This is a genomic window from Buchnera aphidicola (Macrosiphum gaurae) (assembly GCF_005080965.1).
Classification (GTDB): domain Bacteria; phylum Pseudomonadota; class Gammaproteobacteria; order Enterobacterales; family Enterobacteriaceae; genus Buchnera; species Buchnera aphidicola_S.
The window spans coordinates 451,381-468,617 of record NZ_CP034867.1; the positions used below are offsets into that span (position 1 = coordinate 451,381).

A 17,237-nucleotide genomic window follows, 5' to 3' on the forward strand; every position below is an offset into this window, starting at 1 on the left:
AATATATTTTATAATATATAAATTGAATAATCAACAAAATTATTTTAATTGGAAAGATTAATTAGGAATAAAATGGATACCAAGATAAAAAATAAATATAAAAATTTTATTTGTCAAATTATTAACAATGATTTTAATAAAAATAAAAGTCTATCTTTTTGCACTCGCTTTCCACCTGAGCCGAATGGACATCTTCATATTGGTCATGCAAAATCAATATGTTTGAATTTTGAGCTCGCACATCTATACGAAGGACAATGTAATCTTCGATTTGATGATACAAATCCATTAAAAGAAAAAATTAAATATATTAATTCTATCAAATATGACATTAATTGGATGGGTTATAAATGGCATGGTAATGTTCGTTATTCTTCCGAATATTTTTCAGAGTTATATGAATATGCAAAAGAATTAATAAAACGGGGTTTGGCTTATGTAGATCAGTTAACAAAAGAACAAATACGTCAATATAGAGGCACTTTAAATACTCCAGGTAAAAACAGTCCCTATAGAAACAGAACTATAAAAGAAAATATGCAACTTTTTAAAAAAATGAAAAATGGAGAATTTTCTGAGGGAGAAGCATGCCTACGTGCTAAAATAGACATGAAATCTTCTTTTATTATCATGCGTGATCCTGTTTTATATCGTATTATTTTTGCTGACCATCATCAGACTCAAAACAAATGGTGTATATATCCTATGTATGATTTTGCTCATTGTCTTTCTGATTCTATCGAAGGAATTACCCATTCGTTATGTACACTAGAATTTCAAGATAATAAATCTTTGTATAATTGGATATTAAAGCACACAAGTGTTAAACATCATCCTAAACAATACGAATTTTCTCGACTTAATCTAGAATTTTCGATTTTATCTAAAAGAAAAATAAAAAAACTCATTGATAAAAAAATTATAGAAGGCTGGGATGATCCTCGAATTCCTACACTTTCTGGTTTAAGAAGAAAAGGATATACACCATCTTCTATCAAGAAATTCTGTCAAAAAATTGGAGTAACTAAACAAAATAATCTAATAGAATTTTCTATGTTAGAACATTGTATTCGTAAAGAATTAAATGAAACCGCTATACGTACGATGGCTATATTAGAACCAATTAAAATATTTTTATATAATTTAAATGAAAATCATGAAGAAAAATTTACAGTTCCCAATCATCCTAATTATCCTAAAATGGGGACTCATAAAATTATTTTTACTAATACCTTATATATTGAACGTTCAGATTTCAAAGAGAAATATGATAATAAATATAAAAGATTAAAACTAGGAGAAAAAATACGTCTGAGATATGCTTATATAATTAAAGCAGAAAAAATAGAAAAAGATCAATATAATAACATTATTAATATAATATGTTATTGTGATTTGAAAACTTTAGGAAAAAAACCAAAAAATAATAAAAACCCTTCAGTAATACACTGGATTTCAGAAAAAAATACACTTGCAGTAGAATTCAGATTATATAATCCATTATTTAATATAAAAAATCCAGATCAAGAAAAAAATTTTTTATCATATATTAACTCTGACTCTTTAATAAAGAAATATGGATTTATAGAAAAAATAATAGGAGAAAAAATACAACAAAAAATTCATGATAATAATCTAAAATTATTTTTTCAATTTGAAAGAATTGGTTATTTTTGTATAGATTATAGAAATTCCAAAAAAGATTATTTAGTATTTAATCGCACTGTCAGTTTGCGCGATACATGGAATATAAAAAAATTAAAATAAAAAACGTTACGAATAATTAATACGAGTATATAATCTTACATTTGTATTTCAAATCAAAATATAAAAAACAAATGTGTTGCTATAAAAATTTTTATTTTAATCAAAATATTTTATGATTTCAAATCATTATAAAATGTTTTAAATTAAACACTTATTCATTTTAACTAATATTTTTATATTTAGCATGACTAAAAATTACATTTTTATTACTGGTGGAGTTGTCTCGTCTTTAGGAAAAGGTATTGCAGCTGCTTCACTAGGTGCAATATTAAAAGCACGAAACTTAAAAACAACGATTATAAAACTAGATCCATATATTAATGTGGATCCCGGAACAATAAGTCCTATTCAACATGGAGAAGTGTTTGTTACTGAAGATGGCTCTGAAACAGATTTAGATTTAGGGCATTATGAACGGTTTATTCATACTAAAATGACATATTTGAATAATTTTACCACAGGTGCAGTTTATTCCCAAGTTTTAAAAAAAGAAAGAAGAGGTGAGTACTTAGGAGCTACTATTCAAGTAATACCTCATATCACTAATGCTATTAAAGAAAGAATTATTTTATGCTCAAAAAACAGTAATATTGTTCTTGTAGAAATAGGTGGTACTGTTGGTGATATTGAATCTCTTCCATTCTTAGAAGCAATTCGTCAAATGGCAGTAGATATCGGACGCAAAAATGTCATATATATACATTTAACATTAGTACCCTATATTGCTACAGCAGGTGAAATAAAAACAAAACCTACACAACATTCAGTTAAACAGTTACTTTCAATAGGAATACAACCAGATATTTTAATTTGTCGATCTGAACATACTGTACCACTAAATGAAAGAAAAAAAATTGCATTGTTTTGCAATGTACCAGTTAATGCGGTTATATCTCTAAAAGATGTAAACTCAATATATAAAATACCAAAATTATTAAAAAATCAAAAATTAGATGATTATATTTGTGAATATTTCAAATTAAATGTTCCAGAAGCTAATTTAAGAGAATGGGAAGAAGTAATTTATGCAGAAAAGAATTATAATAATAGTGTTATAATTGGAATTATTGGAAAATATGTTAAATTACCTGATGCATATAAATCAGTTATAGAAGCTCTTAAACATGCAGGTTTTAAAAATAAAATTAAAGTCAACATACAATTAATTGACTCTAAAAATATAGAAAATAAAAATTTTAAAACTTTAAAAGACCTTAATGGAATTTTAATACCTGGAGGTTTTGGTGATCGCGGTATTATAGGAAAATTATTATCTATACAATATGCACGAGAAAATAATATTCCATATTTTGGAATTTGTTTAGGTATGCAAATAGCAATTATAGAATTTGCACAAAATATTGTTGGAATTAAAGAAGCAAATTCAACAGAATTTGACCCTCAATGTAAGTATCCTATCATTGATTTAATAAAAAACTGGCATAATAGTACATACAAATATTATAATAAAAAAGAAAATGATATAAATTTAGGTGGTACTATGAGATTAGGGAGTCAAGCGTGCAAATTAACAAAAAATAGTTTGTCTCGAAAACTATACAATCAAGAAATCATTATAGAAAGACATAGACATAGATATGAAGTGAATAATCTTTTATTAAAAAAAATAGAAGAAGCTGGATTACAGGTAACAGGACGTTCTAAAAATAATAATGTAGTAGAAATTATAGAACTATCTAATCATCCATGGTTTTTAGCGTGCCAATTTCATCCTGAATTTACTTCTACACCGCGTGATGGACATCCATTGTTCATAGATTTTATAAAATCAGCAGGAAAGCACAAAGAAAATTTCAAAATATATTATAAGGGTAAAAATGTCTAAAATTATAAAAGTTATAGCTCGTGAAATAATAGATTCTCGAGGAAACCCTACTGTAGAATCTGAAGTACATTTGGAAGGCGGATTCGTCGGACTAGCTTCTTCTCCTTCTGGAGCTTCAACAGGTTCTTTAGAAGCCTTAGAATTAAGAGATAAAGATGAAAATCGATTTATGGGGAAGGGAGTAAAAAAAGCCGTTTCATTAATAAATGAAAAAATATTCAGTGCATTAAAAAATAAAAATGCTAAAAATCAAAGTGATATTGATCAAATTATGATTAGATTAGATGGAACGATTAATAAATCTAAATTGGGTGCAAATTCGATTTTATCTGTATCTTTAGCTGTCGCAAAAGCAGCTGCTGCATCGAAAAGAATGCCTTTGTATGAACATATTTCAGAAATTTACAATACACCAGGCGTTTTTTCGATGCCACTACCAATGATAAATATTATTAATGGTGGAAAACATGCTAACAATAATATTGACATTCAAGAGTTTATGATTCAACCAATTAGTGCAAAAACAATAAAAGAAGCTATACAGATGGGCTGTGAAATATTCTATACACTAGGTCAATTACTGAAAGAAAAAGGAATGAGTACAACAGTAGGAGATGAAGGAGGATATGCGCCAAATTTAAAATCTAATGAAGAAGCTTTAAATATCATTCAAGATGCAATACATAGAACTAAATATAAATTAGGAAAAGATATACGATTAGCAATAGATTGTGCTGCATCAGAATTATATGATAGAAATGAAAAAAAATATCAATTAAAGGGAGAAGATTCTTATTTTTCTTCAAGAGAATTCACTCATTATCTAGAAAAATTATCTAAAAAATACCCAATAGTTTCAATTGAAGATGGTCAAGATGAATCTGATTGGGAAGGTTTTTTATATCAAACAAATGTACTAGGTAATAAAATGCAATTAGTCGGTGATGATTTGTTTGTCACAAACACAAATATTTTGAAAAAAGGCATAAAAAAAGGCATTGCAAACTCTATATTAATAAAACTGAACCAAATTGGTACATTAACTGAAACTATTGAAGCTATAAAAATGGCAAAAAAAGCAAATTATGGCGTTATTATTTCTCATCGTTCAGGTGAAACAGAAGATGCTTCTATAGCAGATTTATCTGTGGGAACAGCATCAGGACAAATTAAAACTGGTTCTATGAGTCGATCTGATAGAATTGCAAAATATAATCAATTAATTAGAATTGAAGAGAACTTAGGCAAGAAAAACGCACCTTTTTATGGTTTAAAAGAAATTAAATCTGCATTATAGTTTTCTCATAAAAATATAATTTTTTTTTAAAAAAGAATCAGGTATTTCTACAATATGCCTGTTTCTGATTTAGTGAAAATGTTTAATGCATTTAAAATGATATAATCATTAACATATATAAAATATTTTTTTATAGAAAAATTGTAAAAAACTAATAAAAAACGTTATTAGAAATAAAAATTTTTAAATATATTAAACTATTTAATAAAAACAGCCGTACAAATTTTTTTATTAAAATAGAATATTTTAAATCTACTAATTTTTCAATAAAAAATTAGTAATGATTTTAAGTCTTTACCAATCAAATATTTTTTAAAAATTTATAATAAAATTTATCGTCAATAATTATATGTCACTTTAAGATTAGAATAGTATATTCTTTAGTTCGTTTAAATAAATTTATTACTCATAAAAAAATAATAACTATATAATCATTGATATTTATATTATTCAAAATACGTATTGTAAAATGTTAAATAGATTGAAATAAAATTTTTTAGTATTTTTAAGTTCTAAAAAATCAGAAATTTTTATTGATTTTAGGTAAAATATCTAATGGATTTATAGATTCCCCGAGATAACGCACTTCAAAATAAAGTCGCGCTAGATTAGTTTTTGATGGACATCCCATTGTAGCAATTTGCTTTTTTTCATCTACCTTATCTTTTTCTTTTACTAAAACCAAATCATTAAAAGCATAAATACTAAGGTAATTTTTGTTATGTCTAATAATAATTAATCGACCATATTTTTCAAATAAATCAGTTACAACTACAATTTCTCCTTTCGCTGCAGCAAAAACTGGTTGTCCTTTAAAACCAGAAATTTCCATTGTTTTATTATCTGATTTCTTATTATATAGATATTGAACATTTGTATTTTTGACAGGCCAATACCAATTATTAGAAAAATCAAAAGATTTTAAATCTGGAAAATTATTAACAATTTTAAATTTTTTACTACAAAAAAAGCATATTTTAGTTGATTTTATATTATTTTTTAAAAAATTTATAGTATTTAATGGTGTTTTAAAAATAGATTCACAAGAACTGTATTTCTTTATAGTATTGTTTTCTGAATTTATAATAGAACAATTATTGGTATTTTCATGAATTAAAAAATCTCCCATCCATATTTTTTGGCCTACAATTATTTTATATGGTTTTTTTATAGAATTAAATTTAGATAATTCATAATAATTATAACCAGAATTTTTAGCAATAGAATAGAGAGTATCTTTGAATTTAACAATATAAAAAATTTTAAATCGATTTCCCTCAAAAAAACCAATAAAATTATTATTACCAATCATAATTTTATCTTGTCTTGAAGAAAGTATTTTTTTAGACTTTAAAAATGAGAAACATTCATTTTTTTTTAAAAATAAAAAATTTTTTGTATATGTTTTATTAAAATGCAAATTAGAATGATTTGGGTAATTAATAGACATTCCAGACACAAAACCATTGAATAAAAATAACAAAAATACTAAAAAGAAAAACTTAAATAAAAAAATTTTTAATTGCATTGATTTCATCTATTTAATTGAATAAGAAATAAATTTCTTACATAACATTTTCCATATATTTAAAAAAACTAAAGAAATATCTTATCTATTTAAGCACATTTTTTATTTTTTATTAGCATTGTAATTGCTTGACAAGCAATCCCTTCTTTTCTTCCAATACAACCTATTTTTTGAGAACTCGTAGATTTAATACTAATGTTATCTATTTCAGTATTTAGGTCTAATGATAAATTTGATCTCATAAAAAATATGTAAGGAGACATTTTTGGCTCTTCTGCAATAATAGTCACATCGATATTACCTATATTATAATTTCTTAATTTAATTTTTTTTAAAATTTTTTTCAATAAAATTCTGCTGTTAATGTTTTTATATATTTGGTTATCACTGGGGAAAAAAGTGCCAATATCACCTATTGCAGCAGCACCTAATAATGAATCTATTACCGCATGTATTAACAAATCACCATTAGAATGAGCAATTAGACCTTTGTGATAAGGAATTAAAACACCACCTATAATTAATGGTTTTGTACTTCCAAAAGTATGAATATCAAAACCATATCCAACTCTCATAAAAATATCCTTTTTTATTTATCTAAATTATTTTTTTTAAATAAAAACTTGCAAGAATGAGATCTTCAGGCCAAGTAATTTTAATATTTCTGCAACTACCCATAACTAGTAATGGATTATATCCACAATATTCTAATGCTGATGCTTCATCTGTTATACTGATTTTATCTTTAATGATTTTCTTCAAACAATCTTTTAACAAATTTATTTGAAATAACTGAGGAGTCAAAGCATGCCACAAGTTTTTTCTATGCACAGTATATAATACTTTTTTTTGCTGTAGATTACTACATTTAATGGTATCAGAAACTGGTCTTGCTAAAAGAGCACCTGCTGGATTTTTTTTAATAATAGATATTAATTTTTCTAAATCTTTATAACTTAAACAAGGACGAACTGCATCATGTATTATAACCCAATCGATATTTTTTTCTGCTGCTATCAAACCTGATAAGACTGAGTTCATTCTTTTTTCACCACCAATCACAGAAATAATACGAAGATTAGATGATATAGATAATTTATGAAAATAATAATCTTTTTTGTTTAAGCTTACAATTATACGAACTATATTCGGATGTAATAATAATACTCTCAAAGTATGCTCAAGAATAGTACGATTGCGAATTTTTATATATTGTTTAGGTAAATCATTTTTCATTCTTCTACCTATTCCAGCGGCAGGTACAATAGCTACAATTTTTGGTTCAAATAAATTAATTAAGATCATTTAATATCCAAAATAATACTATAAAAAATTTTATTGGATTATTATACAAATAAATATTTTTTATTTAAAAAAATTCATATAAATTTCATACTTTTTTTTATTATCATTAATATGATTATGGAATTTTTTGATTTCTAAGATTATCTGATTGTTACGCATCTCAAGAAATTCATTGTTTTTTTTTTGCATTGCAACTTTTTTATATATTTTTATATAATCTATAATACCATTTTTTCCTATCCAAAGAGAATATTGTAACCACAATAATAAAGAAAAAAAAAATATTTTTAATATTTTCATAAATTACTCTAAAAAAATAATCTTCTATAAATAAAAATTTTTTTATATTAAATACTTTTAATTGCTTCTCGAAAAAGGTATTATACTGCGATCATGCAAAATCTTGATTAGTTTTTTTGAATTATCTTCTAAAACATCTGTACCATTTAAAATGGCGTCAGGGTTTTGTGGAATTTCATATTCAGATTGCACACCAGTAAAATCGGGTATTTTTCCAATACGAGCTCGTTTATACAATTTTTTAGGATCTCGAGATTCACAAATACTTATAGGTGTATCAACAAATATTTCTAAAAAATTTTTTCTTCCTAACATTTTACAAATCATTTCTCTTTGATATTCATAAGGAGAAATGACTGACACTAATACTATTATACCAGCATCTAACATTATTTTTGCTACTTCTCCAATACGTCTAATATTTTCTTCTCGATCGACAACACTAAAACTTAAGTCAGAACATAAACCAGATCTGACGTTATCTCCATCTAATAAATAACTATTAATTCCATTTTTAAATAATGTTTTATCTAAAAAATTAGCAATACTTGATTTTCCTGAACCTGATAATCCTGTAAACCATATTGTAATTGATTTATGAGCATTTTTTTTTTCACGTTTTACACGTGTGATGGAATGTTTTTGCCAAATAATATTTTTTTTGAAATTGTTACTCATTTTAATCAGAAACCTTTTTTGTTAAAAGTTTTGGTATTTTCCAATGTGGAAAATGTCGAGAAATTAAATCATGAAAATCTGATTCAAAATCTTTTTTATTACAAGAAAATATTTTTTCTTTTTTTTCTGAACTATTGACGATCATTCCAGCACCAACAGTAATGTTTGTTAAAAGATCAATAAAAATCATATTGCCTGTCATTCTATTTTTACTATAATTATCAAAAATCATAGGTTCACTAAAAATAACTTTAACTCGACCAATACTATTCAAACTAAGAGAATTAGTTTTTGTTTTTGTTAAAGTGTTAATATCTATCTTAAATAAAATTTCTTTTATATAAACACGAGTTTTTTTACTAGATAATTTGATATTATATGATTGTCCTTTAAACAACACATTATCTGTCATCCAAACAATATCAACGATAGATTCTCGAGAAGGTTGTAAAATAGAATCAACATTTACAAAAAAATCACCACGATTAATATCTATTTCATCTTTTAATACTACTGTAACTGATTGACCAATTTCAGCTTTTTTTAAGTTTTGATCGAAAGTCACAATACGAGAAATATACGAATTAATATTTTCAGGTAATATTTTAATAGGTTGACCGACATGAATCGTGCCAGATAGTAAGATTCCAGAATATCCACGAAAATCTGAATTGGGACGATTTATGTATTGTACGAGAAATCTAATTTCTTCTAGATTAGTGTTTGTTTTAATTTCTACTGTTTCTAAAAAATTTAATAATGTTAATCCATTATACCAAGGCATAAAATTTTTTTTAAAAACAATATTTTCGCCAAGTAAAGCAGACATCGGAATAAAAACAATATTTAAATTATCAGGTAACTTTCTAGAAAAAAATAAAAATTTTTTTTTGATATTATTAAATGTTTCTTCTTTATAATCGACTAAATCCATTTTATTAATAGCAACAATTAAATATTTAATTCCAAGCAAAGTAGAAATAAAACTATGTCGAAAAGTTTGTTCTGATAATCCTTTTTTAGCATCAACTAATAAAATAGACAAGTCACATGTAGACGCTCCTGTTACCATATTACGAGTATATTGTTCATGACCAGGTGTATCTGAAATAATAAATTTCCTTTGATTAGTAGAAAAATAACGATAAGCTACATCAATTGTGATACCTTGTTCACGTTCAGACTGCAGTCCATCTACAACTAGTGCGAGATCTATTTTAGATCCTTGTGTACCATGACGTTTGCTATCGCTTTTTAAAGAACATAATTGGTCGTCATAAATTTGTTTAGTATCATGTAATAAACGACCAATTAGAGTACTTTTTCCATCATCCACGCTACCACATGTTAAAAATTTTAATAAAGTTTTTTTTTGTTGTGCATCGAACCACTGTTTGAAATCATCTTTTACACTGATGTTCATTTTTTTTAAATTCCTCTTTTTTTAAAAATAACCTTGTTTTTTTTTAAATTCCATAGAACTTTTTTGATCATGATCAATAACTCGACCAGATCGTTCACTTGTTTTAACTATTAGTGTTTCTCTAATTATATCTTCAATATTTTTAGCTTCTGATTCAATCGCATTAGTTAAAGGCCAACAACCTAATGTACGAAATCTAATCATTTTTTCTTTTATTACTTCATTCGACTGAATGTTAATACGATTATCATTAATCATTATTAACATACCATTTCTTTCTAATACTGGCCGCATAGCAGAAAAATAAAGAGGAACAATTTCAATATTTTCTAAAAAAATATATTGCCAAATATCTAATTCAGTCCAATTTGAAAGTGGAAAAACACGAATATTTTCCCCTTTATTAATTTGACCATTATAATTCCACCATAACTCAGGGCGTTGTTTTTTTGGATCCCATTGATGAAATGAATCGCGAAAAGAATAAATACGTTCTTTAGAACGTGATTTTTCTTCATCTCGTCTTGCTCCACCAAAAGCAGCATCAAAACTATATTTATTTATAGCTTCTTTTAATCCTTCTGTTTTCATAACATCAGTATATTTACTTCCTCCATGTTGAAAGGGATTTAAACCTAATGATTTTCCTTTTGAATGAGAATGAACTATTAGTTCTATTTTTGAAGTTTTAGCAATATAATCTCTAAAGAGATACATTTCTTTAAATTTCCATCCAGTATCTATATGTAACAAAGGAAATGGTATTAATCCAGGATAAAAAGCTTTTTTTGCAAGATGTAACATAACTGAAGAATCTTTCCCAATAGAATACAACATGACAGGATTTTGAAATTCCGCGATTACTTCTCTCATTATATAAATGCTTTCCGATTCTAATTGACGCAAATAAGTAGTATTTTTTTTAAACATTATTTCTCCTTAAATTAATTTAACTGTAGAAAATATATTTATTTTTAATGTTATCTTATACATTTTCATTGTGAAACCATGCTAACTTTTCATGTAAACGAACAACATCTCCAACTATTAATAAAGATGGAGTTATAGTAAATTGAATAATTTTTTCAATTTCGCTTAAACATCCCACAATAACTTTTTGATATATAGTTGTTCCCTTACTAACAATTGCTATTGGAGTTAGTTTTGATCGACCAAGTTTAATAAGTTTTTTAGCAATGTATACAGCCTGAAATGTTCCCATGTATATAACTAAAGTATAGGAGGCATCAGATAAAATTGACCAATTATTGACAAAACCATCAACAGAATTATGTCCCGTAATAAATATAACACCCTGGGCATACTTACGATGTGTTAATGGTATACCAGTATAAGCTGAAACACCAATTGCAGAAGTAATACCTGGTACAATTTGAAAATCAATACCAGCCTTTTTTGCTGCTTCTATTTCTTCTCCACCACGTCCAAAAATGAAAGGATCTCCACCTTTTAAACGTACTACTCTTTTCCCTTTTTGTGCTAAAAAAATTAATAATTTAATAATTTTCTCTTGGGTAATATTCTTTAAACCAAAACGTTTTCCAACACATATACATTTTGCATCACGACGAATTAAATCTAAAACATCTTTAGAAACTAAATAATCGTATAAAACAACATCTGCTTGCTGTAATATTTGCAGTCCTCTTAAAGTTAATAAACCACTATCTCCTGGTCCAGCACCTACTAGAATAATTTCACCTTTTAATAAATTATTTTTATATATATTTTTTTTTAAAACATTAATCGCTTGTTCTTTTTTTCCATTAAGGATATGATCAACAAAAATACTCTTAAACAATTTCTCCCAAAATCGCCGTCTTTCTAAAACATTAAAAAAATGTTTTTTAATTACAGATCTCCATTTTCCTGCAATTTTAGCAACATCACCTAATTTAATTGGTAACATCGCTTCAATTTTTTCACGTAATAAACGCAATAAAACAGGTGCAGTTCCTCCAGAAGACATGGCTACAATTACGGGAGAACGATCAATAATAGAAGGAAAAATAAAAGAACATTTTGCTTTATCATCGACTATATTTACTAATAAACAACGTTTGTTACATTGTTTAAATATATATTCATTTAATTTTGTGTCGTTTGTAGCCGAAATTACTAAAAATATTTTTCTTAAATAAATCAAATCAAATTTTTTAGACAACCAATTTATTTTTTTTTCACGCAAAAGCAATTTAACTTCTAAGGATAACTCTTTAGCAATAACATTGACTTTGGCAGCAGCTCGAAGTAACAATTTAATTTTATTAAAAGCCACTTCTCCAGCACCAATAACTAAAACATTTTTAGATTTCAAATCTATAAAAAGAGGAAGGTAATTCACAGTAGCCTTATTTTAAAAATATAAAATATATCAATAGAAAAAATAATTTTTAAATGTTAAAAAAGAGTGGCACAATATAATTATAAATCTGTTATAAATATTACCTAAAATATCTTTAGTATTACATTATAAGTAATGTATTAAAATATGATAAAAATCATATATTGTTTAATAAAACTTTTTAAAATATATATGTATGTATTACATAAAATATAAATTTTAAAAAAATATTTTTTATTTATTACAGACCAGAATTTTAAATGTATTAAATTAAATACTTAACAAAATAAATAATTTACAATATAATTAATAAAAAAAATATATAATACTTTCTAAAAAAAAAATTTTACTAATAATATTTAAAAAATTTAATTTTCATGTAAACCACATTCGCGTTTCAATCCAAAAAAACGAGTTTCCTCTTCTAACATACCAGGAACATATTTTTTAGTAGTATGAGTATCTCCTACAGATAGATATCCTTTCTTGTATAAAGGATGAATATCTAAATTATTTTCTTTTAAGTAATTTTTTATTTTATTATTAGACCAATCTAATATTGGTAAAATTTTAAATACTCCTTTTTGAATAGAAAGATATACTAAAGAATTTCGACTTTTTGATTGATCATGACGCAAACCAGAAAACCATGTTTGTACTGATAATTCATTTAAAGCACAATGCATAGGTTGTATTTTATTAATATCATTATAAAAATTAATTCCTTCTATCCCTTTCTCCCATAATTTTCCATACCGTGCTTCCTGCCATGAAGGAGATATTCTTGATCTAAAAACTTTTAAATTTAGATTAAATTTATTAGTTAATATATCAATAAATTTATATGTTTCAGGGAATAAATAACCTGTATCAATTAACACGACGGGAATATCGGGTTTTTGTTGAGTTATCAGATGTAATAATACTACTGATTGAATACCAAAACTAGAGGACATAATATGTATATGAGGCAAATTGCTTAATGCCCAAGAAATACGTTTTTCTGCAGAATAATTAGATAAAAGAACATTGAATTCAGATAATATCTTATTTTTTTTTTGAGAATTTAGTAAATTAATATTTTCAGTTTTAAATATAGACATCATGATTTCTCCATACTAACTCCAAAAATCATAAATAGGATTAATAATTTCTTTAACAAAATTTTTTCTAATGACAAAATCTCCAAAAGCTTCATGTTTTTTTCGTTCATGAGACCAAATTTTAATTAAATATTTTAAATGAATTAATATTTCTTTTTCTGTAATGTTTTCTTTATAAATTTTTGCAATTCGACTTCCTATTCGATTACCTCCTATATATAAATTATATCGACCAATAGATTTACCAATTAAACCAATTTCAGCTAGCAATGACCTTCCACAACCGTTAGGACATCCAGAAACACGTAAAATTATAATTTCTTTCTCTAAACCATATTTTAACATGATTTTTTCTAGCTGAGTAATAAAAAAAGACAGCATACGTTCTCCTTCAGCCATGGCTAAGGGACAAGTAGGAAATGAAACACATGCCATAGAATTTTGACGTAAATTAGTAATTTTACTGATCAATCCATGTGATACTGCTATTTTTTCTATTTTATTTTTATGCTCCTCAGATACTTCAGAAATAATTATATTCTGATTAGATGTAATTCTAAAATTACCATCATGAACATTGGCTATTCTTAATAATCCAGATTTAAGTAATTTATTTTTATCATCATATATACGTCCATTTTGAATAAATAATGTTAAACTCCAATTATTATTAATATCTTTAATCCAACCAAACCTATCTCCTCTACTGATAAAATTATAATCACGAATTGGTTCAAAAATAATATTCGCTCGTTTTTCAATTTCTTTTTTAAAAGAATTTAAACTAAAATTATTTATAGTATATCTAGTTTTAGCATTTGCCCGATCAGCACGATTTCCCCAATCTCTTTGAATTGTTACTATAGCTTTAGCTACAGACAAAGTTTTTTCTACAGAAATATAACCTACTTCTGTTGCAAGAAACGGCCATGTATTCTTATTACCATGAATGAAAGATAGTCCTCCTCCAATTAATATATTAAAACCAATAATTCTTTCATTTTTTGCAATAACAATAAAATTCATATCATTTGCATACAAATCTACATCATTATATGGTGGAATAACTACAGTTGTTTTAAATTTTCTTGGTAAGTATGTTTGTCCTAATATAGGTTCTTTATCTGTTCCAACGATTTTTTTTTGATCTAACCAAATTTCTGCATACGCTTTCGTGTGTGGCAATAAAAAACTTGAAATTTTTTGCGCCCATTCATAAGCTTGTTGATGAATAAAAGATTCCATAGGGTTAGATGTGCAGAGTACATTTCTATTTACATCATTAGCAGTAGCCAATGAATCTAATCCTATATCATGTAACATTTTGTGTGCATCTTTTAATTTTTTTTTCAAAATTCCATGGAATTGAAAAGTTTGACGATTAGTCAATCTAATAGTTCCATACAACGTATATTTGCTAGCAAAATGATCAATTTTTAACCATTTTTTAGCTTTTATTACTCCTCCGGGCAATCGACAACGAAGCATCATTGCATAACGTGGTTCTAGTTTCTGCTCATGTCGTTCTAAACGTAAATCTCGATCATCTTGCTGATACATACCATGAAATCGAATAAGTGAAAAATTATCTCCACTAAAACCATTGGTGATCTCATTATTTAAATCATCAATAATTGTTCCTCGAAGATAATTACTATTTTTTTTAATACGTTCTGCATCTGTTAATTTTTTTTCTGGAACTTTTTCATTATAGTTTTTTTTCATTAATATACATCTCTTTTATAACGGTTTTTAAAACGAAGATTATTTAAAAATTCATGAGCATTTTCAAGATTTAAACCACTGTTTTCAGTGATGATATCTAACAATGCTTTTTCAACATCTTTTGCCATTTTAGAAGCATTTCCACAGATATATATTTCAGCTCCTTCTTCTATCCAAGACCATATTTCTTTTCCATTTTCTCTTATCCTTTCTTGTATATATACTTTATGCTCTTGATCTTGAGACCAAGCTAAATGCATATTAGTAATTAATCCTTTTTTTATGTATTGTTGCCATTCTGTTTGATATAAAAAATCTTCAGTAAAATTAGGATTTCCAAAGAAAATCCAATTTTTCCCTTTAGCACCATCATTATCTCTTTGTTGCATAAAAGAACGGAATGGAGCAATTCCTGTTCCTGAACCAATCATTATTATTGGAGTGTTGGGGTTAATAGGTAATCGAAAATTATTGTTAGTTTCAATAAAAATTTTTATTGCATCATCAGGTTTTAAAAATTGTGTAATATAACCAGAAGCTCCACCAAAGTGCATGCAACCAGAAATTAATTTTTTCACAACACTGACTGTGATATGAATTTCATCAAAAATTTCTGCTTGTGAAGAAGAAATAGAATACAATCTAGGTGTTAATGGACGAAGTAAACTAATCAATTGTTCAGCAGATAAGTTTGATGGATAATCATTTATCATTTTGATTAGAGGAGTTTGAATCGTATAATTTTGCAAATCAAAATCGTTAGATACAATATTTTTTAAAGATTTATTTTTTGTAAAACTTGTATAGTTTTTAACAATATTTTTAGTATTATTGGTTAATTCAAAATTATTTTGCAAAGCATCAAAAATTGTAATGACATTATTTTTGATTTTAATTTTATCAAACATATTTATAGAAAGTAATTCTAATATATTTTTTACTAGATTAGTATCATTTTTATACCAAACACCAAGTGCATCACCAGGTATATAATTAATATTTAAACCGCTAATATCAATTTCAATATGACGAATATCTTTTGTGGAATTACGACCAGTAATTTTTTGATTTTTTAAAATAATAGCTTTAGCGGGGTTTTGTTTTGTATAAGAATTATTTAAAATTGTAAATTTATTTTCTTTTTCTAAATCTAAAAAAGAAGATTTAACAATAATTTCTTTATTATTAATAGATTCTAATAAATCTTGGGACCATTTGTTATAATCATCTTCGTATTCAATATCAGCATCAAATCGATCTAATAAAGATTTTCCACCCAATTCTTTAAATCTTTTATCAAAATCCTTACCTGCTTGACAAAATAAATTGTAAGATGTATCTCCTAATCCAAAAACACTATAATATAGATGATTTAAATCAGGTGCTTTTTTTGACGTTATAAACTTGTATAAAGATAATGCTTCTTCTGGAGGTTCACCTTCACCTTGCGTTGAAATAATTAAAATTAATATTTTTTCATCTTTTATTTTTTTAAATTTATAGTCAATCGCATTAACTAAGCGACTTTTTTTATTATTTTTATTAAGATATTCGTTAAGACGTTCAGATAATAACTTTGCATTACCAGTTTGAGAAGCCGAAATTATAGTAATAATTTGATTATTTTCATTTAATTTATCTTTTTTAAGAGATATTACATCAGATTTTTGATTAGCAATTTTCCAAAAATAACCTGACAACCAAGCACTTTGAATATTAGTACAAGTCATTTCAAGTTGTTTTAAATTATTTAATTGTTCTGAATTTAATGGAAGTAAAAGATCAAACATTTTTTGATTTTTCATTGTACTAAATATCCAAATTTTATTACATTAAACACTTAATATTATTAATAAAATATAATTTACAGAAAATGTTAATTTTTTGCTATTACCTAATA

14 protein-coding genes are annotated in these 17,237 nt (G+C 25.6%); 3 read left to right on the forward strand and 11 right to left on the reverse strand.

Annotation, left to right across the window (positions count from 1 at the left end; all coding sequences use genetic code 11):
* Positions 1–72 precede the first annotated feature (72 nt).
* From glnS to eno, 3 genes are all read left to right on the forward strand, one after another.
* Positions 73–1,767 carry a glutamine--tRNA ligase gene (glnS, locus tag D9V72_RS02105; protein WP_158355077.1) on the forward strand — a complete coding sequence of 565 codons (1,695 nt, stop codon included), beginning with the start codon at positions 73–75 and terminating at the stop codon, positions 1,765–1,767.
* Positions 1,768–1,951: 184 nt separating this feature from the next.
* Entirely contained in the window at positions 1,952–3,613 is a 1,662-nt protein-coding gene (locus D9V72_RS02110; protein ID WP_158355079.1) for a CTP synthase, read from the forward strand.
* The gene (gene eno, locus D9V72_RS02115) at positions 3,606–4,910 is read left to right on the forward strand and encodes a phosphopyruvate hydratase (protein ID WP_158355081.1); all 1,305 of its coding nucleotides are present in this window, start codon (positions 3,606–3,608) and stop codon (positions 4,908–4,910) included. The genes D9V72_RS02110 and eno overlap by 8 nt, the downstream gene beginning before the upstream one ends.
* A gap of 520 nt (positions 4,911–5,430) precedes the next feature.
* On the opposite strand, the gene D9V72_RS02120 is transcribed toward eno, so the two are convergent.
* From D9V72_RS02120 to D9V72_RS02170, 11 genes are all read right to left on the reverse strand, one after another.
* Positions 5,431–6,222, reverse strand: coding sequence for a peptidoglycan DD-metalloendopeptidase family protein (locus D9V72_RS02120; protein ID WP_261979217.1), 792 nt, complete (start codon positions 6,220–6,222; stop codon positions 5,431–5,433).
* A 305-nt stretch (positions 6,223–6,527) separates the two neighbouring features.
* Positions 6,528–7,013 (reverse strand): 2-C-methyl-D-erythritol 2,4-cyclodiphosphate synthase, encoded by a 486-nt coding sequence (gene ispF, locus D9V72_RS02125; RefSeq protein ID WP_158355085.1) that lies wholly within the window; start codon positions 7,011–7,013, stop codon positions 6,528–6,530.
* 22 nt (positions 7,014–7,035) lie between these two features.
* Positions 7,036–7,743: a 2-C-methyl-D-erythritol 4-phosphate cytidylyltransferase gene (ispD, locus tag D9V72_RS02130; RefSeq protein WP_158355087.1), complete on the reverse strand. Its 708-nt coding sequence runs from the start codon at positions 7,741–7,743 to the stop codon at positions 7,036–7,038.
* A gap of 60 nt (positions 7,744–7,803) precedes the next feature.
* Positions 7,804–8,043, reverse strand: coding sequence for a septum formation initiator family protein (locus tag D9V72_RS02135; protein WP_158355089.1), 240 nt, complete (start codon positions 8,041–8,043; stop codon positions 7,804–7,806).
* A gap of 57 nt (positions 8,044–8,100) precedes the next feature.
* The gene (gene cysC / locus D9V72_RS02140; RefSeq protein WP_158355090.1) at positions 8,101–8,721 is read right to left on the reverse strand and encodes an adenylyl-sulfate kinase; all 621 of its coding nucleotides are present in this window, start codon (positions 8,719–8,721) and stop codon (positions 8,101–8,103) included.
* 1 nt (position 8,722) lies between these two features.
* A complete protein-coding gene (gene cysN / locus D9V72_RS02145; RefSeq protein ID WP_158355092.1) occupies positions 8,723–10,144 on the reverse strand; it encodes a sulfate adenylyltransferase subunit CysN in 1,422 nt (473 codons plus the stop codon).
* A gap of 21 nt (positions 10,145–10,165) precedes the next feature.
* Positions 10,166–11,074, reverse strand: a complete 909-nt coding sequence (cysD, locus tag D9V72_RS02150; RefSeq protein WP_158355094.1) for a sulfate adenylyltransferase subunit CysD — start codon at positions 11,072–11,074, stop codon at positions 10,166–10,168.
* Between the two features lie 55 nt (positions 11,075–11,129).
* The gene (gene cysG, locus D9V72_RS02155) at positions 11,130–12,509 is read right to left on the reverse strand and encodes a siroheme synthase CysG (RefSeq protein WP_158355096.1); all 1,380 of its coding nucleotides are present in this window, start codon (positions 12,507–12,509) and stop codon (positions 11,130–11,132) included.
* A 368-nt stretch (positions 12,510–12,877) separates the two neighbouring features.
* Positions 12,878–13,612 carry a phosphoadenylyl-sulfate reductase gene (locus D9V72_RS02160; RefSeq protein WP_158355430.1) on the reverse strand — a complete coding sequence of 245 codons (735 nt, stop codon included), beginning with the start codon at positions 13,610–13,612 and terminating at the stop codon, positions 12,878–12,880.
* Between the two features lie 15 nt (positions 13,613–13,627).
* Positions 13,628–15,337 (reverse strand): assimilatory sulfite reductase (NADPH) hemoprotein subunit, encoded by a 1,710-nt coding sequence (cysI, locus tag D9V72_RS02165; RefSeq protein ID WP_158355098.1) that lies wholly within the window; start codon positions 15,335–15,337, stop codon positions 13,628–13,630.
* Positions 15,337–17,142: an assimilatory sulfite reductase (NADPH) flavoprotein subunit gene (locus tag D9V72_RS02170; RefSeq protein WP_158355100.1), complete on the reverse strand. Its 1,806-nt coding sequence runs from the start codon at positions 17,140–17,142 to the stop codon at positions 15,337–15,339. The genes cysI and D9V72_RS02170 overlap by 1 nt, the downstream gene beginning before the upstream one ends.
* Positions 17,143–17,237 lie beyond the last annotated feature (95 nt).